The organism is Kribbella sp. NPDC050241 (genome assembly GCF_044459685.1).
Taxonomy (GTDB): Bacteria; Actinomycetota; Actinomycetes; order Propionibacteriales; family Kribbellaceae; genus Kribbella.
The window spans coordinates 209,449-234,424 of record NZ_JBITJE010000007.1 but is presented as its reverse complement, the minus strand read 5'-3'; the positions used below and the strand labels follow the sequence as shown (position 1 = coordinate 234,424).

Annotated in this window: 30 protein-coding genes and 1 tRNA gene; 18 read left to right on the top strand and 13 right to left on the bottom strand. The window is 67.4% G+C overall.

Annotated elements, in window-relative coordinates; genetic code table 11:
• The first annotated feature begins 20 nt into the window (after positions 1–20).
• Positions 21–1,265: a glutamate-5-semialdehyde dehydrogenase gene (locus tag ACIBG5_RS30125; protein ID WP_396394864.1), complete on the top strand. Its 1,245-nt coding sequence runs from the start codon at positions 21–23 to the stop codon at positions 1,263–1,265.
• On the opposite strand, the gene ACIBG5_RS30120 is transcribed toward ACIBG5_RS30125, so the two are convergent.
• Both ACIBG5_RS30120 and ACIBG5_RS30115 read right to left on the bottom strand, forming a co-directional pair.
• Entirely contained in the window at positions 1,237–1,869 is a 633-nt protein-coding gene (locus ACIBG5_RS30120) for a 4'-phosphopantetheinyl transferase family protein (protein WP_396394862.1), read from the bottom strand. The genes ACIBG5_RS30125 and ACIBG5_RS30120 overlap by 29 nt on opposite strands.
• The gene (locus tag ACIBG5_RS30115; RefSeq protein ID WP_396394861.1) at positions 1,866–2,444 is read right to left on the bottom strand and encodes a PadR family transcriptional regulator; all 579 of its coding nucleotides are present in this window, start codon (positions 2,442–2,444) and stop codon (positions 1,866–1,868) included. Before ACIBG5_RS30115 ends, ACIBG5_RS30120 begins: the two co-directional genes overlap by 4 nt.
• A 66-nt stretch (positions 2,445–2,510) precedes the next feature.
• Here ACIBG5_RS30115 and ACIBG5_RS30110 point away from each other — a divergent pair, with 66 nt between their 5' ends.
• Positions 2,511–3,398 (top strand): alpha/beta fold hydrolase, encoded by an 888-nt coding sequence (locus ACIBG5_RS30110; protein WP_396394860.1) that lies wholly within the window; start codon positions 2,511–2,513, stop codon positions 3,396–3,398.
• Here the strand turns inward: ACIBG5_RS30110 and ACIBG5_RS30105 are convergent.
• Positions 3,385–4,272, bottom strand: a complete 888-nt coding sequence (locus tag ACIBG5_RS30105; RefSeq protein ID WP_396394859.1) for a winged helix-turn-helix transcriptional regulator — start codon at positions 4,270–4,272, stop codon at positions 3,385–3,387. The genes ACIBG5_RS30110 and ACIBG5_RS30105 overlap by 14 nt on opposite strands.
• 64 nt (positions 4,273–4,336) lie before the next feature.
• Here ACIBG5_RS30105 and ACIBG5_RS30100 point away from each other — a divergent pair, with 64 nt between their 5' ends.
• Positions 4,337–5,536, top strand: coding sequence for an MFS transporter (locus ACIBG5_RS30100; RefSeq protein ID WP_396394858.1), 1,200 nt, complete (start codon positions 4,337–4,339; stop codon positions 5,534–5,536).
• Here ACIBG5_RS30100 and ACIBG5_RS30095 read toward each other — a convergent pair.
• The gene (locus tag ACIBG5_RS30095; RefSeq protein ID WP_131349810.1) at positions 5,469–5,918 is read right to left on the bottom strand and encodes an Lrp/AsnC family transcriptional regulator; all 450 of its coding nucleotides are present in this window, start codon (positions 5,916–5,918) and stop codon (positions 5,469–5,471) included. The two genes, ACIBG5_RS30100 and ACIBG5_RS30095, sit on opposite strands and share 68 nt — an antisense overlap.
• A gap of 147 nt (positions 5,919–6,065) precedes the next feature.
• Here ACIBG5_RS30095 and ACIBG5_RS30090 point away from each other — a divergent pair, with 147 nt between their 5' ends.
• The 6 genes from ACIBG5_RS30090 (at position 6,066) to ACIBG5_RS30065 (ending at position 8,730) form a co-directional block, all read left to right on the top strand.
• The gene (locus ACIBG5_RS30090) at positions 6,066–6,194 is read left to right on the top strand and encodes a hypothetical protein (RefSeq protein ID WP_396394857.1); all 129 of its coding nucleotides are present in this window, start codon (positions 6,066–6,068) and stop codon (positions 6,192–6,194) included.
• A gap of 77 nt (positions 6,195–6,271) precedes the next feature.
• Positions 6,272–6,430 (top strand): hypothetical protein, encoded by a 159-nt coding sequence (locus ACIBG5_RS30085; RefSeq protein WP_396394856.1) that lies wholly within the window; start codon positions 6,272–6,274, stop codon positions 6,428–6,430.
• 20 nt (positions 6,431–6,450) lie between these two features.
• Positions 6,451–7,062: a nicotinate-nucleotide adenylyltransferase gene (gene nadD, locus ACIBG5_RS30080; protein WP_396394855.1), complete on the top strand. Its 612-nt coding sequence runs from the start codon at positions 6,451–6,453 to the stop codon at positions 7,060–7,062.
• Positions 7,063–7,071: 9 nt separating this feature from the next.
• Complete coding sequence (gene rsfS / locus ACIBG5_RS30075; protein ID WP_131349814.1) at positions 7,072–7,449, top strand: ribosome silencing factor; 378 nt, start codon at positions 7,072–7,074, stop codon at positions 7,447–7,449.
• A complete protein-coding gene (locus tag ACIBG5_RS30070; protein ID WP_396394854.1) occupies positions 7,446–8,093 on the top strand; it encodes a histidine phosphatase family protein in 648 nt (215 codons plus the stop codon). The genes rsfS and ACIBG5_RS30070 overlap by 4 nt, the downstream gene beginning before the upstream one ends.
• Positions 8,094–8,657: 564 nt before the next feature.
• A tRNA-Ala gene (locus tag ACIBG5_RS30065) sits at positions 8,658–8,730 on the top strand.
• A 64-nt stretch (positions 8,731–8,794) separates the two neighbouring features.
• Here the strand turns inward: ACIBG5_RS30065 and ACIBG5_RS30060 are convergent.
• A complete protein-coding gene (locus ACIBG5_RS30060; RefSeq protein ID WP_396394853.1) occupies positions 8,795–9,208 on the bottom strand; it encodes a hypothetical protein in 414 nt (137 codons plus the stop codon).
• Between the two features lie 91 nt (positions 9,209–9,299).
• Entirely contained in the window at positions 9,300–9,869 is a 570-nt protein-coding gene (locus ACIBG5_RS30055; RefSeq protein ID WP_396395016.1) for a GNAT family N-acetyltransferase, read from the bottom strand.
• A 325-nt stretch (positions 9,870–10,194) separates the two neighbouring features.
• On the opposite strand from ACIBG5_RS30055, the gene ACIBG5_RS30050 reads away from it, so the two are divergent.
• Positions 10,195–10,782, top strand: a complete 588-nt coding sequence (locus ACIBG5_RS30050) for a GNAT family N-acetyltransferase (RefSeq protein WP_396394852.1) — start codon at positions 10,195–10,197, stop codon at positions 10,780–10,782.
• A 127-nt stretch (positions 10,783–10,909) separates the two neighbouring features.
• Entirely contained in the window at positions 10,910–11,374 is a 465-nt protein-coding gene (locus tag ACIBG5_RS30045; protein WP_396394851.1) for a DUF4395 domain-containing protein, read from the top strand.
• A 60-nt stretch (positions 11,375–11,434) separates the two neighbouring features.
• On the opposite strand, the gene ACIBG5_RS30040 is transcribed toward ACIBG5_RS30045, so the two are convergent.
• Positions 11,435–11,887, bottom strand: a complete 453-nt coding sequence (locus ACIBG5_RS30040; protein ID WP_396394850.1) for a hypothetical protein — start codon at positions 11,885–11,887, stop codon at positions 11,435–11,437.
• 412 nt (positions 11,888–12,299) lie between these two features.
• On the opposite strand from ACIBG5_RS30040, the gene ACIBG5_RS30035 reads away from it, so the two are divergent.
• The gene (locus ACIBG5_RS30035) at positions 12,300–12,968 is read left to right on the top strand and encodes a GPR1/FUN34/YaaH family transporter (protein ID WP_396394849.1); all 669 of its coding nucleotides are present in this window, start codon (positions 12,300–12,302) and stop codon (positions 12,966–12,968) included.
• 104 nt (positions 12,969–13,072) lie between these two features.
• On the opposite strand, the gene ACIBG5_RS30030 is transcribed toward ACIBG5_RS30035, so the two are convergent.
• The 3 genes from ACIBG5_RS30030 to ACIBG5_RS30020 form a co-directional block, all read right to left on the bottom strand.
• The gene (locus ACIBG5_RS30030; protein WP_360447117.1) at positions 13,073–13,459 is read right to left on the bottom strand and encodes an SHOCT domain-containing protein; all 387 of its coding nucleotides are present in this window, start codon (positions 13,457–13,459) and stop codon (positions 13,073–13,075) included.
• 169 nt (positions 13,460–13,628) lie between these two features.
• Entirely contained in the window at positions 13,629–14,762 is a 1,134-nt protein-coding gene (locus ACIBG5_RS30025; protein ID WP_396394848.1) for an FAD-dependent oxidoreductase, read from the bottom strand.
• A gap of 104 nt (positions 14,763–14,866) precedes the next feature.
• On the bottom strand, positions 14,867–15,547 hold the full coding sequence (locus tag ACIBG5_RS30020) for a hypothetical protein (RefSeq protein ID WP_396394847.1): 681 nt from the start codon (positions 15,545–15,547) through the stop codon (positions 14,867–14,869).
• A 64-nt stretch (positions 15,548–15,611) separates the two neighbouring features.
• Between ACIBG5_RS30020 and ACIBG5_RS30015 the strand changes: the two genes are divergently transcribed.
• The 3 genes from ACIBG5_RS30015 to ACIBG5_RS30005 are packed head-to-tail and all read left to right on the top strand — an operon-like array spanning position 15,612 to position 18,062.
• Positions 15,612–16,097, top strand: a complete 486-nt coding sequence (locus ACIBG5_RS30015) for a CGNR zinc finger domain-containing protein (protein WP_396394846.1) — start codon at positions 15,612–15,614, stop codon at positions 16,095–16,097.
• A 32-nt stretch (positions 16,098–16,129) separates the two neighbouring features.
• Complete coding sequence (locus tag ACIBG5_RS30010; protein WP_396394845.1) at positions 16,130–16,564, top strand: VOC family protein; 435 nt, start codon at positions 16,130–16,132, stop codon at positions 16,562–16,564.
• 16 nt (positions 16,565–16,580) lie between these two features.
• On the top strand, positions 16,581–18,062 hold the full coding sequence (locus ACIBG5_RS30005) for a serine hydrolase (protein WP_396394844.1): 1,482 nt from the start codon (positions 16,581–16,583) through the stop codon (positions 18,060–18,062).
• 46 nt (positions 18,063–18,108) lie between these two features.
• On the opposite strand, the gene ACIBG5_RS30000 is transcribed toward ACIBG5_RS30005, so the two are convergent.
• Positions 18,109–18,693 (bottom strand): dihydrofolate reductase family protein, encoded by a 585-nt coding sequence (locus tag ACIBG5_RS30000; RefSeq protein WP_396394843.1) that lies wholly within the window; start codon positions 18,691–18,693, stop codon positions 18,109–18,111.
• Between the two features lie 445 nt (positions 18,694–19,138).
• Here ACIBG5_RS30000 and ACIBG5_RS29995 point away from each other — a divergent pair, with 445 nt between their 5' ends.
• Positions 19,139–20,074: an ATP-binding cassette domain-containing protein gene (locus tag ACIBG5_RS29995; protein ID WP_396394842.1), complete on the top strand. Its 936-nt coding sequence runs from the start codon at positions 19,139–19,141 to the stop codon at positions 20,072–20,074.
• On the top strand, positions 20,071–20,820 hold the full coding sequence (locus ACIBG5_RS29990; protein ID WP_396394841.1) for an ABC transporter permease: 750 nt from the start codon (positions 20,071–20,073) through the stop codon (positions 20,818–20,820). The genes ACIBG5_RS29995 and ACIBG5_RS29990 overlap by 4 nt, the downstream gene beginning before the upstream one ends.
• Before the next feature lie 28 nt (positions 20,821–20,848).
• Here the strand turns inward: ACIBG5_RS29990 and ACIBG5_RS29985 are convergent, their stop codons facing one another.
• A complete protein-coding gene (locus ACIBG5_RS29985) occupies positions 20,849–23,974 on the bottom strand; it encodes a BTAD domain-containing putative transcriptional regulator (RefSeq protein ID WP_396394840.1) in 3,126 nt (1,041 codons plus the stop codon).
• 211 nt (positions 23,975–24,185) lie between these two features.
• Here ACIBG5_RS29985 and ACIBG5_RS29980 point away from each other — a divergent pair, with 211 nt between their 5' ends.
• The gene (locus ACIBG5_RS29980; protein WP_396394839.1) at positions 24,186–24,413 is read left to right on the top strand and encodes a hypothetical protein; all 228 of its coding nucleotides are present in this window, start codon (positions 24,186–24,188) and stop codon (positions 24,411–24,413) included.
• Positions 24,414–24,416: 3 nt separating this feature from the next.
• Here ACIBG5_RS29980 and ACIBG5_RS29975 read toward each other — a convergent pair whose 3' ends face one another.
• Positions 24,417–24,863, bottom strand: coding sequence for an iron chaperone (locus ACIBG5_RS29975; protein ID WP_396394838.1), 447 nt, complete (start codon positions 24,861–24,863; stop codon positions 24,417–24,419).
• Between the last annotated feature and the right edge of the window lie 113 nt (positions 24,864–24,976).

Here is a 24,976-nt window from a genome sequence, read left to right as displayed (position 1 = left end):
CGATCAATCTAGGATGAACCATGAGCGAGATCATCGAGCTGGCCAGGCGGGCGCGGGAAGCGTCGTACGCGTTGGCCGAGGCTTCGCGGGCGACGAAGGATGCGGCGCTGCAGGCGATGGCGGCGGCGTTGCGGGCGAACACGGATGTGATCGTCGCGGCGAACGCGAAGGACGTCGCGTCGGCCCGTGAGGCTGGTACGCCGGAGTCCACGGTGGATCGGCTGGCGCTGGACCCGGGCCGGGTGGACGCGATGGCCGCGGGGCTGGAGCAGCTTGCCGGACTGACCGACCCGGTCGGTGAGGTCGTCCGCGGCTACACACTGCCGAACGGGTTGGAGCTTCGCCAGGTCCGCGTGCCGTTCGGCGTCGTCGGGATCATCTACGAGGCGCGCCCGAACGTGACCGCCGACGCGGCCGGCATCTGCCTCAAGTCGGGCAACGCGGTGCTGCTGCGCGGTTCGTCCTCGGCCGCCGCGTCCAACGACGCGATCATCGCCGTACTGCGGTCCGCCGCCGCTTCGGCCGGATTACCCGCGGACGTGGTCCAGGGTGTGCCGACTGAGCGGGCCGCGGTGAAGGAGCTCATGCAGGCGCGTGGGCTGGTCGACGTGCTGATTCCGCGCGGTGGCGCCGGCCTGATCCAGACCGTGGTCAGCGAGTCGACCGTGCCGGTGATCGAGACTGGAGTCGGCAACTGCCACGTCTATGTGGACTCCGACGCCGACCTCGACCTGGCGCTGACGATCCTGCTCAACGCGAAGACTCAGCGTCCGAGTGTCTGCAACGCGGCCGAATCCCTGCTGGTGCACTCGGCGGTGGCCTCGGACTTCCTGGCGCAAGCCCTGCCTGCGCTGGCCGAAGCGGGCGTGACCGTGCACGGCGATCCCGCTGTGGTTGCTGCGGGCAAGGATGTTGTCGCGGCGACGGAGGAGGACTTCGGCGCGGAGTACAACTCGCTCGACCTGTCCGCCGCGGTGGTCGACTCGCTCGAGTCCGCGGTGCAGCACATCCGCCGCTACAGCTCCGGCCACACCGATGCGATCATCACGCGTTCGCAGGCCGCCGCGCGCCGGTTCGTGCAGGCGGTCGACTCGGCCGCGGTCGTGGTCAACGCCAGCACGCGGTTCACCGACGGCGCCGAGTTCGGCTTCGGCGCCGAGATCGGCATCTCCACCCAGAAGCTGCACGCCCGAGGCCCGATGGGCCTGCCCGAGATGACCTCGACCAAGTACGTCGTCACCGGCGAGGGTCAGATCCGAACCTGAACGTCCTCACGACGGGCGGCTCGGCGGACACCACCGCCAGAGCCGCCACGTGGTCGGGATCCACGTCCAGCTCCTCGAGTTGGATTCCCGCTGTGATCTTGCGCGGCTTGGCTGGCAATCCCTCACCGGTCGCCTTCACCGCAGCCTCCCTGCGCGTCCAGTACGTGAGGAATGCGTGCACCTTCTCGCGTCCATCGACGCCGCTCAGTTCGTGAATCTCGTCAGGAGTCAGCGCCACCTGCGCGAGACCGTCGATGTCCAGGTGCGGGTCGACCTTCTCCACATCGATCCCGACCGGCCGGTCACCGATCGCAACACCGACCAGGTCGCCGGCGTGGGTGACGGACAGCTCGACGCCGTCGGCGCGTACCTTTCCGTGCGGCTTGCCGCAGCGCGGGCAGGTGCGGTCCAGCCGGATATTTGCTGCAGGCATCGAGAACCGTGCCGCGAGCAACCGCCGTACCATCGTGCACCCGAGCAGGAACCGGGCCCGTGCGTCCGGCTGTGTGTACGCCGCCAGCCGCTCCCGCTCGACCTCGTCCAGATCTGCGGCGAACTCGTCGCGGGCCTGGTCGATCCGGGCCCACCAGACGTCGACCGTCATGCCGGTCCGGGCGTCCAGGTCAGGCTCCCGCTGCGCAGGTCCTCGAGGATCCCGTCGATCCAGTCCGCCTCGGCCACCGTGACGGCCCGCTGGTACTCGGTCTCGAGCAGCGCGAACCGGGGGATCGGCGCGCCCTCGACCTCCAGGGTCAGCTCGGCGTCGAGCTCCGCCACACGCTTGGTCAGGTGGTCCCGCCGTTGCGCCAGCAGCTCGCCGGCGGTCTCCGGCGGCACCAGCATCACGAACGACAGTCCCGCCGGGAACTCGGGGAACTCGTTGCGCGGCGTGGTCAGGATCTCGGCCAGCCACTCCCGGCAGACTGTCCGCCCGTCCTCGGTGAGGTGGTAGACGGTCCGCTCGGGATAGCGCTCGTCCCGCTCGGTCGCGCCGGCCGTGATCAGTCCGGCGTCCTCCAGCCGGACGATCATCCGGTAGAGGCTGGTCCGTTGGCCGACGTTGACGACCTGGTCTTTGCCCCACTGCTTGATCAGCCGCTGGATCCCGTACGGGTGCAGTGGGCCGTTCTCCAGCAGGCCGAGGATCGCGAGCGCGAGGGGGGAGCGTCGGAAGGTCACGCCGTCAGCTTACGGGGTCAGAGATACTAGTTGCAATGAAACTAGAGAATATGTGACTATCGAGTCATGAGAACAGCAGAACTGACCCAAGGCGCGGTCGAGTCCCGCGACGGCACCGAGATCGGCTACTGGAAGACCGGGCAGGGACCGGCGGTCGTCGTACTGCACGGCAGCATGGAGTCCGCCCGTAGTCACACGTTGCTCGCCGGGGCGTTGGCCGGCGACTTCACGGTCTACCTCCCGGATCGCCGCGGACGAGGGTTGTCCGGTCCGCATCGGCCGGACCACACCGTCCGTACCGAGGTCGAGGATCTTGAGGCGGTCCTGACCGCGGCGGGTGCCGAGTTCGCCTTTGGTGTCAGCGCCGGCGGCGCCGTTGTGCTGGAGGCGGCGCGCACGCTGCCGGGCCTGCGGAAGGTCGCATTGTATGAGCCTGCGATTGTCGACAATCCCACGCCGCATCGGGAGTGGCTGATCCGCTTCGACCGAGAGGTTGCTGAGGGCAATCTTGCCGGTGCGATGGTGACGAGCATGTACGGGTTGCAGTTGGCGCCGGCATTCCTGAAGGTCGTGCCGCGGCGGCTGATGACGCGGATCACCGAGAAGATGCTGGTCAAGGACGAGCGGCAGGCTGGGGCGGACGCCATCACGATGCGCAAGCTCGCGCCGACCATTCACTACGAAGGCGCGCTGATCGCCGAGTTGGCTGGGACGTTCGAGGCGTTCCGCGAGGTGTCGGCGGACGTGCTGCTGATGGGTGGCAGCAAGGGGCTCGCTGCGTTGAAGCCTTGGCGGGACACGCTGGAGAAGGTTCTTCCACACTGCCGGCGAGTCGAGTTCGACGGCCTCGACCATGGTGGGTCCAGTGACCCGGGTGGGATCAACCCAGGCGGCAGTGCTCAGGCGGTCGGTCGCGTGGCCGACGAGCTGAAGACGTTCTTCAAGCGGTCCTGAAGGCCCAATCGACCGCGTCGGCGATGTCCGTCACCGGGTATCGCGCGGCTGTCACCACGCGGTCGGCTCCGATCACGAGTACGACGCGCTTGAGTCGCTCGTACCCGCCCGCGCGGAAGGTCGGCAGCCGGAGGGCCGCGGTCAATTCCAGCTCCAGGTCGGACAGCAGAACGTGCTGGATCTCCTCGGCCTTGGCGAACGCCTGCTGTTCGTCGGTGCGTTGGGTGCTGACTCCGCGCACAGTGATTCCCCTCGCGACGAATTCGTCGTACCGGGCGGCGAAGAGGCGGTTCTCCAGCGTGCAGCCGTTCGCACCGGCGATATCGCCCCAGCCTTCCGGCAACGGAGTCGGCCGACCGGTCGCCGGGTAGCCGAACAGCACAGTCGCGCGGGCATCCGTGTCCACCACGTCGATCGTCGTACCGCTAACAGAGGGCAGAGCGATCTCGGGGACGCGCCGGCCCACCAGTTCGTGGATCCGGTGCGCGGGAGGCTCGTCGGCGTCGTTCGTGCCGGTGAGCGAACCGTCCCCGAGCAGCCAGCGGTCACCCCAGTCCTGCAGCGCAACCAGCACCGGCAGCAGCGCGCGGCCGCGCGGGGTAAGGCGGTAGGCGTAGCGCGTCGGGCGGTCCTGGTACGCCGTTCGCTCGACGATCCCGCTCTCGAGCAGGCCGGTGAGCCGCTCGGTCAGGACCTTACGGGAGATGTGCAGCGAGTCGGCGAGTTGGTCGAAGCGGTCGAGGCCGCGAGCGAGGTCGCGCACGATCAGCAGCTCCCAGCCGTCGCCGATCACACCGAGGGACTGCGCGATCGCACAGTCGGGCTCGGGAGAGAAGCTGCTCCGCCGCACGTCGACCCCCAATCCGGTTGCCACCACGCTAGCTGGCCGACTAAGTTCCCGTTAGGAACTCACTCTACCTGTGCTACCTGGGGGCAGCATGTACTGGCGTCGGATCGCTGAGCTGCCGGCGTGGCTCAAGGCTGTGATGGTCGGGCAACTGGTCAGCGCGGCGGGCGCGCTGGCGTGGATCTACCTGACGCTGTACCTGGTCGAGGATCGCGGCATGTCCGCGCAGCAGGCCGGCTTCGCCGCGGCGGCGTACGGCGTGGGGTTGCTCGGTGGCAATCTGGGCGGTGGCTGGTTCGGCGACCGCTTCGGCCTCCGCCGGGCCGCGGTGGGCAGCCAGCTGGCCTGGTCGATCTGTTGCTTGGCCATGCCGTTCGTGCCAGGCGCGCTGCTGATCGTGGTTGGGATGCTGGCTGGCCTCTTCGGTGGAGCGGGTCGGCCCAACATGAGTGCGCTGGTCGCGACCGCGCTTCCGGCTGAGCGTCGGCGCGAGGGGATCGCGTTGTCGCGGACGGCGAGCAACGCCGGGTTCACGATCGGGCCTCCACTGGGAGGGTTGCTGGCGGCGTACAACTTCTCGCTGGTGTTCGTGATCGACGCCGTCACCAGTCTCGTGCTGGCGGCGGTCATCTGGCGCTGGGTGCCGCAGGCGTCGCGTGCTGGTTCGGCTGTCGCTCGTGGACTTTGGCGGGTCCTGCTTCGGGACAGGCAGGTGCTGATTCTGCTGGCGGCGATCGTCGTCATCGACACCGTGTATCGGCAGTTGTTCGCCACCATGCCGCTGCTGCTCCGGGACGCTGGTACGCCGGCAGTCGCCTACGGACTGCTGATCGGCTTGAGCTCTGCCGTCATCGTGTGCTGCGAGGCGCCGCTCGCCGTACGTCTACGCGCACATCGGTCGACTCGGGTGATCGCAGTCGGCTTCGCGCTCGTGGGTCTGGGGCTGGCAGTGCTGGGCGTCTGGCCGGCGCTGGTCGGGGCGACGCTTGCGATGGTGGTCATCACAGCGGGGGAGATGCTCTACAAGCCGACTGCCACGGCTCACGTCGCCGATGCGGCTCCGGAAGGCATGGTCGGGCGCTACTCCAGCCTGTACGCTGCCGCGTCCATCAGTGGCATGTTCCTGGCGCCCGCTCTCGGTGGTGCGGCCTATCAGCACGTTCCCGACCTGCTCTACCCGGTCGCGGCGGCGCTTGCCTTGGGTGCGGCCGTCGTACTGCTGCTCACTCGGGCAGCGGCGCGGGACGCCCTTCCCATCGGGTCGACAGCACGACAGTCGTCCGGGTCCTGACCACGCCGTTCACTCGGCGCAGCGTGCCCACGACCGCCTCGAGGTGGGTGACATCGGCGACCCGGACCTTCACCACCAGCTCCTGGTCGCCTGCGACGAACCAGCAGTCCTCGACCGCCTCGATCTCCCGGACCTGGTCGACGATGTCGTCGGTCTCCACGTCGTCGCGCTGGAACAGCCCGATCAGCGCGCTCGTCCCGAGCCCGACGTGCTCGGGGGCGACCACTGCGCGGTACCCGAGCAGTACGCCGCGTTCCTCCAGCCGCCGGACCCGTTCCTGCACGCTCGGGCCGGACAGACCGACCACGCGGCCCAGCTCGGCCCAGCTGGACCGGCCGTTCAGGCGGAGTGCCTCGATCAGCTGCCGATCGATCGCGTCCATGGCGCGAACCTCCCGTTCACCGCAGATTCGTAGGCACATCACTTGATCTGCCTTTAATTCGTTTGTGTGAGCGTAACTCACGCCGTACAATTTGAAGTGTCGAGGCCAGCCCGCCACGACCCCGCCGTACAACCCAGTGAAGGAATCATGATCACCCCCGAAGTTGCCCGTGCCCACATCGACGAGCGCCAGCGCGCCGCCGCGCGGGCTCGGCGTGCGCACGCCGTACCGTCCACGTGGCGCCGGCTGCTGACCCGTCACATCCGCCACAGCTGACGTCCTCCGCGCGACCGGCCGGCCGATGGGGCCACCGGTCGCGCTTCTGTGTCCGGCCACGAGATAGGCTCTGGGGCATGCAATCGCACATCCTGCCGCTGCTGGCGGCCGTCGAAGAGGCCGGCTCCGAGGCCAAGCACATCTCGCAGTGGTGGTACGGCGGGTTCGCCCTGTTCGTACTGGTCCTGCTGCTCCTCGTCACCGTCATCATGGGCAAGGGCCGGCCGCACTCCTGAGCGGCTGAGAACTGGCTGATATGGCTTCCGTCGAGCGGGTCCGTCGCCTGGGCGTGATGGGTGGCACGTTCGACCCGATCCATCATGGCCACCTGGTCGCGGCCAGCGAGGTGCAGGCGTACTTCGACCTGGACGAGGTGATCTTCGTCCCGACCGGCCAGCCGTGGCAGAAGACCGACCGGGCGGTCTCCCCGGCCGAGGACCGGTACCTGATGACGGTCATCGCGACGGCGTCGAACCCGCGGTTCTCGGTCAGCCGGGTCGACATCGACCGGCCGGGGCCGACGTACACGATCGACACCCTGCGCGACCTGTCGGCGCTGTACCCGGACGCGGAGCTGTTCTTCATCACCGGTGCCGACGCGCTCGCCCAGATCCTCACCTGGCGCGACGTGGACGAGATGTTCAAGCTGGCGCAGTTCGTCGGCTGCACCCGGCCCGGGACCGAAAGCCTCGAGCTGCCCCTGGACAAGCTCCCGATGGATCGGATCACACTGCTCGAGGTGCCGGCGCTGGCGATCTCCTCGACCGAATGCCGGGCCCGGGTCGCCAAGGGCAACCCGACCTGGTACCTCGTCCCGGACGGCATCGTCCAGTACATCGCCAAGCGCGAGCTCTACACCAACCGTTAGAAGGAACCTATGCCAGCAAGCGATCGTGCCATCGAGCTGCTCACCGCGGCCGCCGAGGCCGCCCACGACAAGAAGGCCGAGAACGTCCTCGCCTTCGACGTGTCGGAACAACTCGCCATCACCGACGCGTTCCTGGTCGCGTCCGCGTCCAACGACCGCCAGGTGCGGGCCATCGTCGACGCGGTCGAGGAGAAGCTGCGGGTCGACTTCGACGCCAAGCCGGTCCGCCGCGAAGGCGCCCGGGAAGGCCGCTGGGTGCTGCTCGACTACCTCGAGATCGTCATCCACGTCCAGCACGACGAAGAGCGCAGCTTCTACTCCCTCGAGCGTCTCTGGCGCGACTGCCCCGCCATCCCGCTGCCGTCCCCGATCCCTTCGGCTGAATGAGCGCGGGGCGACTGATCGTCTGGCGCCACGGCCGGACCGAGTGGAACCTGCAGGACAAGATGCAAGGCCAGGCCGACATCCCTCTCGATGAGGTCGGCATCGAACAGGCCCGCGTGGCAGCCGCACGGCTCGCCTCCCTCGCACCGACCCGCCTCTTCGCCAGCGACCTCCAGCGCGCCGCCGCCACCGCCGGCGAACTGGCAGCGCTGACCGGCCTCAAAATCGAGTACGACGAAGCCCTCCGCGAGATCCACGTCGACGACTGGGCCGGCAAAACCTCGGCCGAAATCGCCGCCACCCAGCCCGAAGCCCTCGCCCGCGTCCGCGCCGGCCAAACCCAGCGCCGCGGTACCGCCGGCGAAACCAGCGAAGAGGTCGCCGACCGCTTCTCCGCCGCCGTGGCCCGGATCTCCGCCGAAGGCACCTCGGAAGACACCATCGTCATCACCACCCACGGCTTCGCCGCCCGCGTCGGCATCTGCCAGTTCCTCGGCATCCCACAGGCGCACTGGTCAGCGTTCGGCGGCCTCGCCAACTGCAACTGGATCTCGCTTCTGCCGAGCCGCAACAACGGCTGGCGCATCGAGGAATGGAACGCCGGCTCCCTCCCCGAACCAGTCATGAGCGACGACCCCCAACGCTGATCAGGTCTGGAACACGCAAATCGGACACCGCTCCGCGGCGGCTGCCTTGTCGGCCGCCTTCGTCGGCGCCGCGGGATGCCCTCCGGCGTAGGACACTCGGCGGGTGACTCCGGTGACTGGCAGTCGGACGTCGCTGCTCGGCGGTACTCGTCTCAGCGGCCTCCGATGGTCCGACAGCGTGCCTCGGCGTACTGCGCTCGGGCCAGCTAACGCGGTCAGTTGATACCGCTGCGGGCGGCCACCTGCTGGCCGCCCGCAGCGGTGTCGCTCAGGCGCTCCGGCGTAGCGCAGTCAACGAGTTCGTCGTAGTCAGTTGAAAAGGACTCGGGCTGCTCCCGCCGCTGGCATGGACGACTGTCGCGGGCCGCGCCAGGCTTGCCGACTCGGCGTACGAATTGGAAGACTTGAGGCTCCGCCCGGCGGCGACCTGAGGCGGTTCAGCCGCCGCCTGCGGGCCGGATCCGCCTGTGTACAGCCTGCTTCCGGGGTGCCCGCGAGCGAGGGCTATCCGATTTTTCTTTGGCACCCGGTATCCGCTAAACTTCCGGAGTCGCAAGACACCGCGGGGCTTTGGCGCAGTTGGTAGCGCGCTTCCATGGCATGGAAGAGGTCAGGGGTTCGAATCCCCTAAGCTCCACCGCAGATCAGAGGCCGGTTTCCCCTTGGGAGACCGGCCTCTCGCATGACCTGAGTGACTGCCTTCAGCGGATTGCCTCGTCCAGCGGCAGCATCGGGTAGTGGAGAAGGACGTCACCCAGGCGGGTCGTCGCGGATCGCCCGGACAGAGTTGGCAAGTCCCGGTACTCCTCCTGCGAGAGATCGATCGGAAATCGTCCGACGGTCGTCCCGGGCAGGAAGACCACTGCATTGCATCGCAACATCCTGCCCCGGTTCCAGCTGTACGGCACCAGTAGCACGTACTCGATCGATGCGAAGTTGTCAGCAACCCACTGCGGCCGCCCAACCGTCCCCAGGCCATCACCGATACGCCTGTCGATCAGGCGCGACAGCTCAGCCGGCGGCACATCCTTGATCTGGTCCGGCAGTGGATGCTCCACAGCCAGCCCGAAGGACCCGCCGAACCTCTTCGCGACTCGACGCAACACGGTTCTCATACGCTGCCGTTCATCCAGTCCAGTTCTTGATGTAGATCGGAGTATCCCAGCGTCCGGAGTGGCTGGCCATCGGCTCCGATCGCCTTGCGCATCACGTTGGTTCGTCCGGCTCGCGCATCGTCCATTCGTGCGGCAGCGCCGCGAACCACATCACGTCGATGCGCTCGCCCTGCCACACGCTGTGTGCGCGCATCGTTCCCTCGTGCACGAACCCCGCTCGGCGCGCCACCGCAGCTGACGCTGCATTGTCCGCCTCAACCGTCAGGAAGGCACGAGCTGCGCCGAGCCCGAACAACCACCGTGTGAGCAGAACCACCGCCCGCGTCGCGTACCCACGCCCTCGCGCGCTCGGCCCGATCCAGTAGCCGAACTGCGCTACGTCTTCCTTCGACCAGTCATCGACGCCGCAGCAGCCGACCAGGTCACCGGAGGCTGCGTCCGTGATCGCGAAGGCAACACCAGATGGTGGCTCCGCCGCGCCGAACGCCCGCCAGCTCGACACGAACTCGTCGATGATCGATTCAGCGTCCTCGATCGAGAGCGGCGGAGCCGGTCGTCCGAGTCGGTCGTGGGCCCCGTTGTAGCGTCGGATCGCTGGATCGGCGAACGCTTCCGCCATGAACCCGGCGTCATCTTTCGACCAAGGTCGGAGAGTGACCACGCCATCCGAGAGCGACAAGACCGGAATGTCGGCATCCGCTTCACGGACGTCTATCGGCTCCTTCCGGTTTGACCCTGCACATGTCGAACTCGGAGGTTACCCCGAGCCTCCGGCGAGGCGTCGTGCTCTTCCCGGTGCCGCCTTTCAGGTTCGCGATAGTGGTCACTTGCATGGCCGGAGACCGTGCGGAAATACGGGGCCCTCGATCCGTCAGATGTCAGTCCGGCAGGAGGCGAGTGAGTCGGAGCCGCCAGTACGGGAGGCCCAGGATTTCGTCCAGCGCTACCGGACGCAGAACGTCCGCAATCGGGGGTACGTTGTCGGCATGTCCGACTTCAGGATCAAGGCGCTCACGCCGAAGACGTTCGACGACTTCGCCGCTCTCGTCGAGCGGAACAAGGGCATGTTCGCCAGTTGCTGGTGTACGCATTTCCATCCCGACTGCGCGGAGAAGGGTCAGACCGCCGAGGGGAACCGGGCGCTCAAGCAACGTCTGGTGGCCGACGGGATCGCGCACGCGGCGCTGGTGTACGACGACGACCGGGCCGTCGCCTGGGCGGAGTACGGATCACCCGAGGAGCTGCCCAACATCCAGCACCGCAAGGAGTACGTCGCCACTGCCGAGCGACTGCCCGACTACCGGGTCACCTGCATCCTGGTCGAGCGCAGCTTTCGCGGTCACGGCCTGGCGGCGATCGCCCTGCGCGGAGCCGTCGAGCTGATCGCGCAGGCCGGCGGCGGCCTGGTCGAGGGCTACCCGCACGACACCGGCGGGGTCCGGAAGAAGAACTCGTCGTTCCTCTACAACGGCACCCGCACGATGTACGAGCGCGAGGGCTTCACCTACGACCGCCCCAAGGGCCTGGGCAACTGCGTGATGGTGTGCGAGGTCGCCCCGAGCACGCGCGACTGAACCGGTCCCTCGCTCCACGCGGAGACGACGGCTGCTGAGCATTGATGCTACGCACGGCTTAGGTGGTGTGGGCCGAGTACTCTGACCTGGATCGGACTGGCTGGCATCTCAGTCTCTGGAGAACCACATGCCCGGCAGCACTTTTGGCGCGTGCCCGCTGCGCGCCCATGTCGATCCGCGCCTCTTGCGATTCAGCGCCGGGGCCACAGCGAGCGTGCTCGCCGTCGTGCTGCTCATCGTTGACGTTGCTCGACCATTGGGTCTCGGCCTGCTCGCCTCCCAGGTCGCCGTGTTTGCGTTCACTGCGTTCGTGAGTTTTCAGTGGTCGTTGTGGGCGCAGATCTTCGCCCGTGTCATCTGGCCGCGGATCGGAGCGCCAGCCGAGTTGGAGGATGCTCGGCCGCCGAGATTCGCCCAGTTCGTCGGGTTCGTGTTCACCGCTCTGGCGCTGGCCGCCTTTGTACTCGGCTTCGATGTCGCCGGCTACGGCCTCACCGCTCTCGCCTTCGGCGTGGCAGCCCTCAACGCATCCACCGGGCTGTGTTTGGGCTGCAAGGCCTACCATCTGATCCGTCGCCCGAAACCGGCCTGAGCCCATCCGGAGCCGTCGTGATAGTCGATCATGGGCCGCCGACCTGTGTACGAAGTGACGTCAGCGGACTGGGTTGCCGGGGAGGAGGGCTCGCCACCAAGGCGTGTCTGTCCAGCGGTCGTAGCGGGCCAGTTGTTGATCGATGGTGGTGACCTTGTCTGCGGGGGCGTAGTCGAACAACGAGGCCTCGTGCCGGATGCCGAAGAAGGTTCGGCGGCTCCAGAGGTCGACGATGTAGCCGTCGTACGACCGGCCGCGGCGCAGGAACGCGTCGGCCCTCGCGCCCGCACAGCACAGCCGGTAGCCGAGTGGTTCGATCTGACGTCGCAGCTCGACGAACGCTGTCCACAGACCCTGGCCGGAGCTGGTCCAGGTCCTGCCGTCCGGCGTTGTCAGGACCAGCGTCCAGTGGGAGTCGGTGGTCGAGGTCTCGTCGACGGAGCACTGCTGCTCCTTGCCGTCGAGCCAGACCGTGAGCGGCTCCACCTCGTGATAGTCGATTCGGCCGTTCATCGTCCTGCGAACTCCGATTCTCGATCGTGGGGGCCCTGCCATCCCCAATGACCGGTGAATCTAGCGGACTTGATGATCTCGGGTGCGATCCCGCCCTCGAAACTGATCTCCCGCTCGGACCGCAGGGACCGGTATGTCCACTAGTGCGTACCGGGATGCCGCGTTGAGGGCTTCGTTGTCCGCAGCAAGCAAGCCGGGCGAACAAGTACCTTCCGTTGAGCAAGCCGGTGCGCGGCTCGATTGGTTACCAGCACTTTGCGTTCAGCGTGGCTGCGATCTCGGTTGCTCACGCGGCCAACTCGATCAGCAGTGCGTGAGCGTGGGGCCGGGTAGTGCCTCAAAACGAGACAGCTTGCCGGGTGCGAAGTGGAGAGACTGATTCCGTCCGGGATACGCCCGAAAGGAGTTCGCCATGACCACCATCGACGCCGATGCGTTCGGCGCTCACCAGGACCGCGCCCAACCTGCCGCTGCGGCCGCTGAGGCTGAGGCCGCGGTTCCAGCGGTGACTGGGGACCCGTCTCTGATCGGTCTCCCCAGTTTCATCGTGGGATCGGTCGCGCTCGGTCTCGTCCTTGTCGGCTACGTGCCGGCGGCGGCGGTCGGGGCCTCGCTCTCCATCATCGTCGCGGCCACCGGACTAGGCCTGGTGATCGCCGCCGTCTGGGCGGCAGGCGTCGGTCAGAGCGCGGTAGCCGGGGTGTTCGGCATCTTCGCGGGGTTCTGGCTCAGTTACGCCATGCTCGTACTGGGCCTCACACACAACTGGCTCGGCATCGTCGCCGCGGACGCCCTCGACACACAAGGCTTGTTCCTGATCTCGTGGCTGGTCGTGATCGGGATGCTGACCCTGGCCACACTCCGGCTGCCGAGCGCGTACACGGTGCTCTTCGCGCTCATCGAAATCGCCTTGGTGCTGGTCTTGATCGGCACCCTGCAGGAATCAGCAGGCGTGCTCCACATCGCAGGTGTGGTGGTGTTCCTCTTCGCCGCGGTGGGTGTCTACCTGTTCTTCAACTCGGCTTCGCAGGCGACAGGCGGTGGCGCGCTTCCGCTCGGACCACCGCTCGTCCATGGTTGAGCCGCCTCGCCCCTGAGCTTCACCGCAGGTCGAAGGCCCTGTCCCGTTCGGGAAAGGGCCTCCGACCTGTACCCCGGGAGGCTAGGCCTCGCGCTGGTACGTGCTCAGGCGAGTGCCTTGGTCTTGATGGAGTCGTACTCCGCCTGCGTGATCGTTCCGGAGTCGAGCAGTTCCTTGGCGCTGGCGATCTCGTCGGTCGGGCTCTTGGACGTGCCTGCGACATCCTGGATGTACTTCTTCTGCTCGGCCTGCTGCTCCTCGAACTGCGTCCGCCGGCGCTCGTTCATGCTCCGGCCCCGAGCGATGAGGTAGATCAGTGCCCCCACCCACGGCACGAAGATGAGCAGGATCGCCCAGCCGGCCTTGGCCCAACCACTGAGCGAGCGGTCGCTGAACAGGTCCCACAGACAACGGAACCACACCATCAGTGCGGCAATCCAGATGAAGAACCAGAAGCTCCACAGAAGAACTTCCCCGAAGTCATTCGTCATTGCGTCCACGGTCATTCCCTCCAGAGATGAGCGGACGCGCCAGCCGGCTCACCCAGGTCGAGCCTCATGACCTGCGCCTCCGATGGGCGTCTCGGTCGCATTGCAGCAGGTCCGGACTGTCCGGGGCGTCACCCATGGTGGATGAACTCCGTTGCCATCGGCAGGGAGGTCATCCCAGCATGTCGTCGACGGCGATGCGGGCGGCTGACGGGCAGCCCTTGGTGAAGCCGTAGAAAGGGCCGAAGTCGCGGGTCGCCGGGAACCCTGTCATGTAGAGCCCGGCCAGGGACGTCTCGAGGCCCTCGGACAAGGCGGGGAAGCCCTCGGTGACCGAGATCCGATCCACGACATCGCCCAGGTAAGGCACGCGAGCAAGGTCGGCCCGGTAGCCGGAGGCGAAGACCACGTGATCGGCTGTCAGCGCCGCGCCGTCGGAGAGAGTCAGCGTCACGTCGTGTTCGCTGACTGCCGTGCTGACCACCGCACACCCCGGATGACTGGTCACGACGGCGTCCGGGATCCGCGGCACGAGCCACGGTTCGAGGGTGAGACGGCCGACCTGCCAGAACTCGGCTGCGATCGTTCGCTGCCGCTCGACCGAGAGTCCTCGCCACCATCCCCGGTGTGTCAGCGTCTGATTGACGTACTGGTCGACGAAGCGCCAGCTCACTTTGGCGAACGCCGGTGTGCTGTGGCGATGCACCACGTCCACCTGCGCGGCGTCGTGATCACAGAGCAAAGCCGCCCATTCGTAGGCGCTTTGCCGACCGCCGATGATCACGACCCGCGCACCGGCGAGCGCATCGAAGGAGACCAGTTGAGACGTGTGCGAGCGGCGAGCCGGGGGGACATCGGCGTACCACTCCGGCAGGTTGAGGAAGTAGCCGATGCCGGGTGCGACGAGTACCTTGTCCGCGGTGATCGTCGTACCGTCGTCCATCGTTGCCACGAAGCCCGCGTTCGGCTTGCTCAGGCCGGTCACGAGGCGCTCGTCGAGGTCGAGCCTCTTGCACTCGCGGAACCACTCCGTGTAGTCGAGGAAGACCGAGATCGGGATCGGGTCGAAGTCTGCGGGGCGCAGGCCCCGATCCTCGAAGAACGCCTCGAACGTGTACACGCCGTTTCCGTCGAGATGCCAGTCGGGGCCTGACCGCAGAAACATCTCAACCGGCATGTTCTTCCGCCAGAACGCCATCCGGTGGCCCACGATCCGGGTCTCGATGCCGTTGTCACGGGCAAGGGCCGCCGCGGAGTAGGCATAAGGCCCCGCGCCGACGACCAGCAGATCCGTCCGGTCCGGCATCGTGTCTCCTGAAGGTGTGGCCGGTGGCAACGAGAACGAGTGGGCGGTGAGGCCAAGAATCCTCTACCTGATCCGTTGGCGCCAGGAGGTCACCCCGGGGCCGATCAGTTCGTGGGCAGGAGCCAGCCGATGCGTAGTTCTTCCGCGCCCGGGCGGAAGGTCCGGATGAGATCGGCGCGTTCGGGGTCGTCTTCGGGGAGGTCTTCGGCGAGGGCGGCTTGGGCGGCGATTGTCTGGGGCCTGGCTCCGAGCGCGGCGCGCAGGTGGAGTGAGCGGCGCAGCATCGCGATCCGCTCCGCGGGCTCCATGAGATGCGCGAGGTGCCGGATGATGTACGACTCGAAGTAGCCGTCGCCGGACTTCGTCGCGATCTCGAGTGCTGTCTCGTAGCGTGCGAGGGCGCCGGCCGAGTCCCCATCGATGTTGTCCAGCAAGACGCCCCAGTGGTACTCCGCCCAACCGCGCTGCTTCTCGTCGTCGCTCTGTGCCGCCGCGCGGTAGCCGGCCTCGGCCACGGCGCGGTCGTCGGCGCGGGGGTCGCGCTGGAACAGCAGGCGGCTGTACGCCATTCGGGCCGTGAGCAACTGCGCCGTCGGCGACGCGGGATCGAGTGCCGCGACCGCCTTCTCGGCCTCCTCATGACCCTCGATCTGGAAGAACCAGCGGTCGACGGCGATCTCGGCGTGTAACTCCGGCTCGGAGTCCGGGTCCACGACGGCGAGTGCGGCAACCCACTCCCCGAGCAGGTGCAGGCGTCGGGCTACGTAGGCGTCATCAGTTAGCATGACGCCTACCATAGGAATCGATGATGTAGGTGGTCAAGTGGAATACGGCGACTACATTGGGAACGTGACGCGCCTGGCCGTCGAGCTGGCCAACACCGGCACGCTCAACGAGGACGGTGAACTGGTCGCCGTGTTCTTCGCAGAGCACGAGATCACTCCGCCGCCGGACGGTGAGTACGGCGACCTGCCGGATCTCGTGCGCACGGCCCTGGCGCAGTCAGTCGACGGTGCCGCCCCGGACGCCGTACACCGCCTGCTGCGTGACTATCCGCCTGACATGCACTTGTCCGACCACGACGGTGGCTGGCACATCCACTTCAGTCGCAACGGCACCCCGGCCAAGCGCTGGGCCGGCCAGTTGATCGCCGCCAAGCTCGCCCTGGTCGCGGCGGGGGATCCGGCGGTGACGCTGGGGCGGTGCGCCGCGGCTGGGTGCGGGAACTACTTCGTGGACCAGTCACGGAACCGGACGCGCCGGTTCTGCTCCAACGCGTGCGCGAGTCGTACGACGGTCGCGGCGTACCGAGCCCGGGCGGCGAAAAACTCCTAGCAGAGTCTCTCGATGTCCAGCACGATGGACGGATGGCATCGGTCAGGCAGTTCCAAGTCACCTTCGATTGCGCGGAACCCGAGCGCGTCGCTCGTTTCTGGTGCGAGGTGTTGGGATACGTCGTACCGCCGCCACCGGAGGGATTTGCCACGTGGGCCGATTTCCATCGCTCGCTGCCGCCTGAGCGTCAGGGGGCGGGGTTCTCCTGCGGCGATCCCACAGGTGTAGGCCCGCGGCTCTACTTCCAGCGCGTTCCCGAAGGTAAGGTCGTCAAGAACCGGGTGCATCTTGACGTGCGGGTCGGCACCGGGCTTGTGGGTGAAGAGCGCGTGGCTGTGCTCGAGGCCGAATGCGCACGGCTGGTCGCGCTCGGCGCGACACGCGTACAACTACTGCGGGCCGATGGCTTCAACGAGTCGTGCCTTCCCATGCTGGATGTCGAGGGCAACGAGTTCTGTCTGGACTGAGTCGGGGAGGGTGGGCATGGAGATGGGTCTTCGGGGGAGCGTTGAGGAAGGGTTGTGGCCGCTGGTCGAGTCCTTTCTCGGCTCGCACGACGTGGCAGGCCTGGCCGTCGCGGTGGTTCGCGACGAGGAGGTCGTCGCGCGTGGGTTCGGCGTTCGTGACGTCGGTACCGGTGCGCCGGTCACGCCGGAGACGATGTTCCACCTGGCGTCGGTGTCCAAGCCCTTCGTCGCGACCGCGATCGTGTCGCTGGCGATCGCTCGGGACACCGGCGAACCGGTGCTCGATCTGGATGCTCCGATCACCGATTGGGTGCCTGAGTTCACCTTGGCCGACGGTCGGGCAGGCGACGTCACAGCCCGGCGTCTCTTGAGCCACACGAGCGGTCTTCCCGACGTCGTCGACTACGGCTGGCACGACCCTCAGCTCGGCGACGACGCCCTGAGCGAGTTCGCTCGCAGCCTGTCGGACTGGCGGCTGCAGGCGGAGCCCGGCTCGGCGTTCTCCTACTCCAACGCCGGGTTCGAGCTTCTCGGCCTCCTGCTGTCCAGGGTCACGGGTACGACGTTCGAGAACGCCGTACGGCGCGATGTCCTGGCGCCACTCGGGATGCGGAACAGCACCTTCCTGCGTGGCGAGGTACCCGCGCACCTGGCTGCCTCACCGCACGTCGGGATGCCGCTGTCGGTGCCCGGTCGCTCCTATCCGTACACCAGGCGCCATGCCCCGAGCTCGACCCTGCATTCGAACCTGGTCGAGATGTGTCGCTGGATGGTGGCGCACTTCGAGCCGGCCGCAGTGGCTTCCGACGGGCGGTGGGCGCGGCTCGATCCTGGGCTGCTCGACCTGATGTGGCAGCCCGTGGTGTCGGTGGGCAACCCTCCGTCGGACGAGGCGAGGTCACTCGGTTGGGCCATCGGCAGCTACCGCGGGCACCGAACGGTGAGTCACGGTGGCATGGACCCCGGGTTCAGGTCGAGGCTCGTGCTGGTTCCGGAGCGGCGTACCGGCGTCGTCGTACTCGCGAACTCCAACGCGATCCCTGCCTCGCTGATCGCGAAGGCAGCGCTCGACGTCGCCCTCGCCGATCACCACCTCTCCGGTGCGACGCCCGAGGGGGTGGTGGCCATGCGCGCCTTGCTGCCCCCGGTCGTCGGCCCTGTCGCCGAGGCGCTGAAAACATCGGGTCCGGATGCCGCAGAGGCGGCGTACCACCGACTGGCTGCGCTCGAGCCGGCCGAGTTCAATCTCGACGACGAGGGGTTCGACGAGGCTGTGTGGGGAGCGATCGAGCTGCGCCGCACAGACCTGGTCTGGCCGCTGCTGCGAGTGTGGACCGAGTTGCGTCCGGACTCGTCCGCCGCTTGGACGATGACCGGATGGGCCCATCAGCTCGACGGACAGCTCGACCTGGCGAGGAGTGCCCTCCGACGCGCCGTTGACCTCGACCCCGAGAACGACGACGCCGCGCAGCTCATGAGCACCCTCCCGTCGGCGTGACCGATAAGGATCAGAGTGGGCTGAGGCGGGGCCACGGGCGGGCGGCTCAGGTGTGCAGGATGGGGCGGTAGGTGAGCTCTTGGGTGTGGCCATCGAGGGTCCGTTGCTCGATCAGCTCGAGGTCGAAGTCGGCCGCACCCTGGAAGACGGGGTCAATTCCGGTCTGACCGGAGATCACCGGGAAGATCGTCAGCTGGACGCGGTCGACCAGGCCGGCGGCCATCAGCGACCGGTTCAGGGACAGGCTGCCGGCCGAGCACATCGGTACGTCGGACTCCTCTTTGAGCCGGGCGACGACGTCGACGGCGTCGCCGTTGTCGAGCGTCGCGTTCTTCCAGGCGAGGGGTCCTTCCAGTGTCTTCGACACCACCGTCGTCGGCAGGCTCCTCATCATGGTGTTCACCGGGTCACGTACGTCGGACTCCTCGATGCTCGGGCCCAGAATCTCCAGGAACTGCCGGTAGGTGGTTGCCCCGAGCACCAATCGCGGCGTCTCGCCGTAGAAGGCAAGACGGCGGTCGAGGAACTCAGGCCCTTGCTTGCCCCAGTAGCCTCCCCAGTCGCCGCCTTCGCCGTACGAGCCGAATCCGTCGAGGGTGGCGAAGACATCGAAGGTGTAGACAGCGGTCATGATGTTCTCCTTCAGTGCACCGATCAGGGTGCCGTAAGCGGCTCCTAGGCTGCCTACGCGACCCAGGTCCGTTGAGAGGTACGTCTGGCGGGCCGGCATGGGGTGTTCATGCGTCATGACCTGCTTCCGCAGGCGTGAGACAAGCATGATGGTGAGCAGGAAAAGTACGGTGGTGACCAACAGCGTGTCGGCCTCGCCGAAGGCGGCGATTTTCCACGAACACCCCCACCCCCGATCCGACATCGCCCCGCGGATTTCCCGAGATCCTCTGTACGCCGATCCTGAGCGCCGCCACTTTCAACGACCTTTCAGCCGCCGTCAGACAGGGACGACCAGGTCGTAACCACCTTCCTACGCTCCGCGAGACGTAGGCCTGGAAGCCGTGTCAGTGGGCGTGTCAGTGGCGTGTCAGGGGGGTGTCTGGGCGTGTCGCGATGGTTGCTGCATGAACAGCTCAGCGATTGCAGTCTCGGGACTGCGTAAGGCTTATGGGGACAAGGTCGTGCTCGATGGCATCGATCTGGAGGTTCGGGCCGGGACGGTGTTCTCGCTGCTCGGTCCGAACGGCGCGGGCAAGACGACCACGGTGAACGTGCTGACCACCTTGCTGAAGGCGGACGGTGGAACGGCACGGGTTGCCGGCCACGACATCGACACCGAGGCCAAGGCGGTGCGGTCGGTCATCGGGGTCACCGGTCAGTTCGCGGCGGTGGACGAGCTGCTGACCGGGGAGGAGAACCTCCAGCTGATGGTGGATCTGCTCGGGGTGAACTCCGGCGAGGAGGTCATCGCGGGGCTGCTGGAGCGGTTCGATCTGGTGGAGTCGGCGCAGAAGCCGGTGTCGACGTACTCCGGGGGTATGCGCCGCAAGCTGGACCTGGCGATGACGCTCGTCGGGAATCCGAAGATCATCTTCCTGGACGAGCCGACCACCGGCCTCGACCCACGCAGCCGGCGCACGATGTGGACGATCATCCGCGGGCTGGTGGCCGATGGCGTGACCATCTTCCTGACCACCCAGTACCTCGACGAAGCCGATCAGCTCGCCGACCGGATCGCCGTACTCGACCAGGGCCGATTGGTTGCCGAGGGCACTCCGGACGAGCTCAAGCGCCAGCTGCCCGGGACGCACGTCCGGCTCCGGTTCGGCACCGTCGAGGAACTCGACGCGGCCGCGCGGATCTTCACCGACTCGACGCGAGACGACGAAGCAATGGACCTGCGGGTTCCGAGCGACGGCGGGACGAGGTCGCTGCGGGCCGTGCTCGACCGGCTCGACGAGTACTCGATCAGCGCCGAGGAGTTCTCCGTCCACACACCCGATCTTGATGACGTTTTCCTCGCCCTGACGGGCCACAACACGGAGGTAGTCGCGAAATGAGCGCCCAGAACCACTCGATCGTCATGCTGCGTCGCAACTTCAAGCACATCACCCGGAACCCGACCTCGGTGTTCAACGCGGTCCTGATGCCGGTCGTGATCATGTTGATGTTCGTGTACATGCTCGGCGACGCCTTCAACGTCGGCGTCGACTACGTCGACTATGCGACACCTGGACTGATGCTGCTGGCCGTCTGCTACGGGCTGGGGGCCACCGCAACCGCGGTCAACTCCGACATGACCAAGGGCATCATCAACCGGTTCAAGGTCATGGACGTGTCCCGCGGTGCCGTGCTGACCGGTCACGTGATCGCCAGTCTGCTGACCAATCTGATCGCCATCGCCGCGATCGTCGGGGTGGGGTTCCTGCTGGGATTCAACCCGTCGGCGAGCTTCGTCGACTGGCTCGGTGTGATCGGTCTCGTCGTACTGCTCGGATTCGCGGCCGGCTGGTTCACCGTCGCCCTGGGACTGTTTGCGAAGTCTCCGGAAACCGCGGGACTGGCCGCGGTGCCGCTGGTCATGCTGCCGTTCTTCAGCAGCGCGATCGTCCCGGCGGACAAGATGGGGGCCGGCCTCAAGCAGTTCGCGCAGTACCAGCCCTTCACCCCGATCATCGAAACCCTGCGTGGGTTGCTGAACGGCGCACCGGCCGCCAGCGACGTGATCCCCGCCCTCGCGTGGTGCGTCGGAATCGCTCTGGTCGGATATCTGTGGGCGCGTTCGACCTTCGCGAAGCGAGCCTGACGAACTGGGGTGGTGCCGTGCCGCACCCTCACGAGGCGAGTGTGACCTCGACCAGCTCAGACCAGTTCGACTCCGCCCCTTCCTGCGTCACCTCGGCGAACCGTTCGTCGCCGAGGTGACGTCGTACGTCGTGCTCGATCCTGACCGCGGCCGGGTTGGAAAGATCCGGCAGACCGCGTACGCCGTTGCTCGCCGCGAGCAGCCGCGCTGCCTGCTCGTACTGTTCGCGGCGCATCGCCAGATCCGCGACCCCGACGATGGCGTGCGCGAGCGAGGGTGCGTGGCCGGCCTCGGACGCCGCCTGGAAGGCGGCGGCTCGGTGTCCGCGGGCCTGCTCGAGATCGTCGGCGAAGTCGCCGAGCTGACTCTGGACGACCGCGCGGATGTTCGCCTGATCCGCCTCGTCTCCAAGAACGGTCGTCGCGACCTCGAGTTGCCGACGTGCCTCCTCGGCGTCTCCGCGCCAGCCGGCTAGTTCCGCCTTCGCGAGTGCCAGCACGGCCAGCGCACCAGGCCAGGGGATCCGGTCCGCGTAGCGCTGCGCGTCCGCCATTGCCACCTCACTGGACTCCACGTCACCGAGCAGCCAGTACAGCTGAGCCTGTCGCGCGCGCAGCCGGATGACATCGTCGACAGCACCGAATTCGGTGACGACCCCGACCGCCTGTTCGAGGTACTCGCACGCGGCGGTGAACTCGCCCCGCGTGGCGATGCGGTCCGCCAGCTCGGCCAGGGCGAACGAGATCCCGAACCGTTCGCCGACCGCCCGGAACTCGGCGAGCGCCAGCTCGAGATCCTTGTCCGCATCCTGCCCGTCGCGCCCGAGCATGATCCTCATCTTGCCGAGCTGTAGCCGGGCCATCGCGCGTCCCCAGGGGTCCTCGTGGCTGAGCAGCGATTCCCACGCGGGCAGGATCTGGTCCGGCGCCTGCAACATCCTCTCCAGCGGCGCGATCAACCCGAGCACCGGATGAGGATCCTTACTCTGCTGGGTGTATCGGTAGGCCTTGTGGATCCACTCCGCGACCTGGTGCTCGTCGCCCGGCCCCGAGGTCAGGAACTGCACGACCAGGGCGTACACCATGGCACGGATCTCGTCGGTCACCTCGCCGGGTGTCTCGATGGCCGCCATGATCAGTTCGTTGCCCTCAGTCTTGTCTCCGGCGAGCCACCAGTACCAGCCGGCGGACGCGGCCAGCCGCATCGCCCCCTGCGCCTCGCCGGCCGCTACCGCAGCACGCATTGCGGCACTGATGTTGTCGTGCTCGGCCGCGAGCGTGGCGAGCCATTCCAGCTGCTCGGCGCGGCGAAGGTGCGGCTCCGCGGTCTCGGCGAGTTCGGTGAAGTAGGCGAGATGCGCATGGCGCGCCAGCTCCGATTCACCCGCCTCCGCGAGCCGCTGCGCGGCGTACTCCTTGATGGTGCCGAGCATCCGGTACCGCGGCGCCTTGTCAGTGTCGGCGACCAGCAGCGACTTCTCGGTCAGTGCGGTCAGCAACTCGAGCACGTCACCCGCCTCGACCGCATCGCCGGCGCAGACTCGCTCGGCTGCCTCCAGGCTCGCACCGCCGTAGAACACCGAGAGCCTGCGTAGGACCGTCCGTTCGGCGTCGGACAGCAGCTCCCAGCTCCAGTCGATCACCGCACGGAGAGTCCGTTGCCGCGGCAGCGCCGTACGACTGCCGCCGGTCAGCAAGCGGAACACGTCATCGAGCCGGTCAGCGAGCTGATCGAGGGACATGGTGCGGAGCCTCGCCGCGGCCAGTTCGATCGCCAGCGGCATCCCGTCCAGCGCGCGGCAGACCCGCGCCATGGTCGACAGCGTGTGGGCATCCACTGCGATATCCGTGCGTACGGCGGCTGCCCGGTCGCGCAGCAGCTGGACAGCCGGAGAAGACTCGATCGCGCCCAGGTCCGCGTCGCTTGTGGGCAGGGCCAGCGGTACGACGTGCCACAGCGCCTCACCGGTGATGCCGAGCGGCTCCCTGCTCGTAGCGAGGATCCGCAGCCGCCGGCACTCCCCGAGCACCCGATGCGCGAACGTCGCGGCCGACTCGATCACGTGCTCGCAGTTGTCCAGGACCAGCAGCACCTCGCGCTCGCGCAATGCGGTGATGACCCGATCCGTCGGCTCCGTGTCCGACGCATCGGTGAGCAGCCCGTCCCGCAGGCTGAGCGCGGCGAGCGTCGCCTGTGCCACGTCGCCGTCCGCGCCGATGGGCGCCAGTTCCACGAACCACACACCGTCGGCCAGGTCACCGACCAGCGTTCGCGCGGTTTCGGCAGCGAGTCTGGTCTTCCCCGCGCCGCCCGGCCCGACCAAGGTGGTGAGCCGATGGCCGGCGACGAGCTCGCGAACCGTGGCGACGTCGGCGTCCTTGCCGATGAAACTGGTCAGCTCGGCACGCAGATTGGTGGTCCGGGTTTCCTCCCGCCGTCCCAACTCGCCCCGCAGCAGCGCGACGTGTACGGCGGACAGCTCGGGGGAGGGGTCGACGCCCAACTCGTCGGCCAGGGCTTCTCTCGTGCTCTCGTACAGGAGGAGCGCGTCGGCGTTGCGGCCGGCCGCGGCGAGGGCTCGCATCAGCGCCGCCACGAGCCGCTCCCGGACCGGGTGCGCGGCAACCAGGTCGGTCAGTTCCGTGACCATCTCCGCGCCGTTGCCGAGGCTGATCTCCGCGTCGAAGCGATCCTCGAGGGCGGTCAGGCGCAGCCCTTCGAGCCGCGTGACTGCCGCGTCGTACGCCGTACTGTCCTGCAAACCGACGTCCTGCAGGGCCGCGCCGCGCCACAAGGCGAGGGCCTCGCGCAACAGTCGTATCCGGGCTGGACCCTGGTCGGTGCGGGCCTGGTTGAGGAGGCGTTCGAACCGGATGGCGTCGACGGTGTCGGGCTCCACCATCAGCCGGTAGCCGTCGGTCTGTCCCTCCACCGACGCGTCCGGTAAAGCCTTCCGGAGCCGGGAGACCAAGCGCTGCAAGGCATTCGCCGCTTCGGCGGGCGGCTGCTCACCCCAGATCCAGTCGACAAGCGTCGCCTTCGGAACCACCTGCCCCGGACTGAGCGCAAGAGCGATCAACAGCCCCCGCAACCGGGCGCCCGGCACGTCGGCGACGACCCCGTCGTCCGACCGAACCTCGAATGATCCCAGCATCCCGATCTGCACCCGCCCGATCTTGCCATGGGCGGCCGGTCGCCTCGCGATGTGGGATCAACGGAAACAAAGAGGCGCCAGGTGACGAGAACGTTCCGGAAAGCCGGGGTCGGCGGTGCTGAGTGCGGCACGGTTGGCTGGTGATCCCTGCGATCCCCGAAACGATCCCCAGCCATGACGGGAACACGCCGCCGGCCCCGGCACCGTAGCGGTGCTGCCGCGGCGAATCAGCCACGCGTACGTCGTGACGTCCCCCACGGCACGGTTCATCACGCTGCACCTGCCTGGCGGGTTCGAGCAGTTCGCAGCCGAGGTCGGAGAGCCCGCTCAGGCGCTCACGCTGCCGCCGGCCCCCGCCGTACCGCCGGATCTGGCTGCGCTGACCGAGACAGCCGCCCGGCACGGCATCACGATTCTCGCCCCGCCACCCCAGCCGTAGGGATCAGCTCGCGGCCTTCTTCACGAGGGCGGTGATCTGCTTCTCGCCGGCAGCGGTCAGCTTGGTCAACGCGAAGGCGGTCGGCCACATCTCGCCGTCGTCGAGGTTCGCCGAGTCGTTGAAGCCGAACGTGCTGTACCGCGACTTGAACTTCCCCGCGTTCTGGAAGAAGCAGACCACCTTGCCGTCCTTGGCCCACCCGGGCATCCCGTACCAGAGCTTCGGCATGAGCTGAGGCGCGTTCTCCTTGACGATGGCGTGAATCCGCTCGGCCATCGCACGCTCCGCCTCCGGCATCTCGGCGATCTTCTCCAGTTGGGCCGCCTCTTGGTCCGCCCCGAGCGCGGCCGCCTTCATCTCCCGCGCATGCTCCTTCATCGCCCGCCGCTCCTCGGCGGTGAACCCTTCGTACGACGTGCCCTTCGAGCCTGCGGCCTTCTTCGCGTTCATCGGAGTTCCTGTCTACGAGATCCGCTGAGAACACTTCCCATGCTAGGAACCCGTCTGCGGCCTGAGCTTCTTCGAACCTGATCGATTTAAGTGGAGAGGTCGTCTCCGGTTCT

Coding starts and splice junctions, on each gene's coding strand:
- ACIBG5_RS30010 (WP_396394845.1), top strand. CDS start 16,130: ATGGCATCGGTCAGGCAGTTCCAAGTCACCTTCGATTGCGCGGAACCC.
- nadD (WP_396394855.1), top strand. CDS start 6,451: ATGGCTTCCGTCGAGCGGGTCCGTCGCCTGGGCGTGATGGGTGGCACG.
- ACIBG5_RS30040 (WP_396394850.1), bottom strand. CDS start 11,887: ATGAACGGCCGAATCGACTATCACGAGGTGGAGCCGCTCACGGTCTGG.
- ACIBG5_RS30005 (WP_396394844.1), top strand. CDS start 16,581: ATGGAGATGGGTCTTCGGGGGAGCGTTGAGGAAGGGTTGTGGCCGCTG.
- ACIBG5_RS30095 (WP_131349810.1), bottom strand. CDS start 5,918: ATGGACGCGATCGATCGGCAGCTGATCGAGGCACTCCGCCTGAACGGC.
- ACIBG5_RS30125 (WP_396394864.1), top strand. CDS start 21: ATGAGCGAGATCATCGAGCTGGCCAGGCGGGCGCGGGAAGCGTCGTAC.
- ACIBG5_RS30090 (WP_396394857.1), top strand. CDS start 6,066: ATGATCACCCCCGAAGTTGCCCGTGCCCACATCGACGAGCGCCAGCGC.
- ACIBG5_RS29990 (WP_396394841.1), top strand. CDS start 20,071: ATGAGCGCCCAGAACCACTCGATCGTCATGCTGCGTCGCAACTTCAAG.
- ACIBG5_RS29985 (WP_396394840.1), bottom strand. CDS start 23,974: ATGCTGGGATCATTCGAGGTTCGGTCGGACGACGGGGTCGTCGCCGAC.
- ACIBG5_RS30120 (WP_396394862.1), bottom strand. CDS start 1,869: ATGACGGTCGACGTCTGGTGGGCCCGGATCGACCAGGCCCGCGACGAG.
- ACIBG5_RS30085 (WP_396394856.1), top strand. CDS start 6,272: ATGCAATCGCACATCCTGCCGCTGCTGGCGGCCGTCGAAGAGGCCGGC.
- ACIBG5_RS29995 (WP_396394842.1), top strand. CDS start 19,139: ATGAACAGCTCAGCGATTGCAGTCTCGGGACTGCGTAAGGCTTATGGG.
- rsfS (WP_131349814.1), top strand. CDS start 7,072: ATGCCAGCAAGCGATCGTGCCATCGAGCTGCTCACCGCGGCCGCCGAG.
- ACIBG5_RS30070 (WP_396394854.1), top strand. CDS start 7,446: ATGAGCGCGGGGCGACTGATCGTCTGGCGCCACGGCCGGACCGAGTGG.
- ACIBG5_RS30050 (WP_396394852.1), top strand. CDS start 10,195: ATGTCCGACTTCAGGATCAAGGCGCTCACGCCGAAGACGTTCGACGAC.
- ACIBG5_RS30000 (WP_396394843.1), bottom strand. CDS start 18,693: ATGACCGCTGTCTACACCTTCGATGTCTTCGCCACCCTCGACGGATTC.
- ACIBG5_RS30045 (WP_396394851.1), top strand. CDS start 10,910: ATGCCCGGCAGCACTTTTGGCGCGTGCCCGCTGCGCGCCCATGTCGAT.
- ACIBG5_RS29975 (WP_396394838.1), bottom strand. CDS start 24,863: ATGAACGCGAAGAAGGCCGCAGGCTCGAAGGGCACGTCGTACGAAGGG.
- ACIBG5_RS30060 (WP_396394853.1), bottom strand. CDS start 9,208: ATGAGAACCGTGTTGCGTCGAGTCGCGAAGAGGTTCGGCGGGTCCTTC.
- ACIBG5_RS30035 (WP_396394849.1), top strand. CDS start 12,300: ATGACCACCATCGACGCCGATGCGTTCGGCGCTCACCAGGACCGCGCC.
- ACIBG5_RS30100 (WP_396394858.1), top strand. CDS start 4,337: ATGTACTGGCGTCGGATCGCTGAGCTGCCGGCGTGGCTCAAGGCTGTG.
- ACIBG5_RS30110 (WP_396394860.1), top strand. CDS start 2,511: ATGAGAACAGCAGAACTGACCCAAGGCGCGGTCGAGTCCCGCGACGGC.
- ACIBG5_RS30025 (WP_396394848.1), bottom strand. CDS start 14,762: ATGCCGGACCGGACGGATCTGCTGGTCGTCGGCGCGGGGCCTTATGCC.
- ACIBG5_RS30030 (WP_360447117.1), bottom strand. CDS start 13,459: ATGACGAATGACTTCGGGGAAGTTCTTCTGTGGAGCTTCTGGTTCTTC.
- ACIBG5_RS30020 (WP_396394847.1), bottom strand. CDS start 15,547: ATGCTAACTGATGACGCCTACGTAGCCCGACGCCTGCACCTGCTCGGG.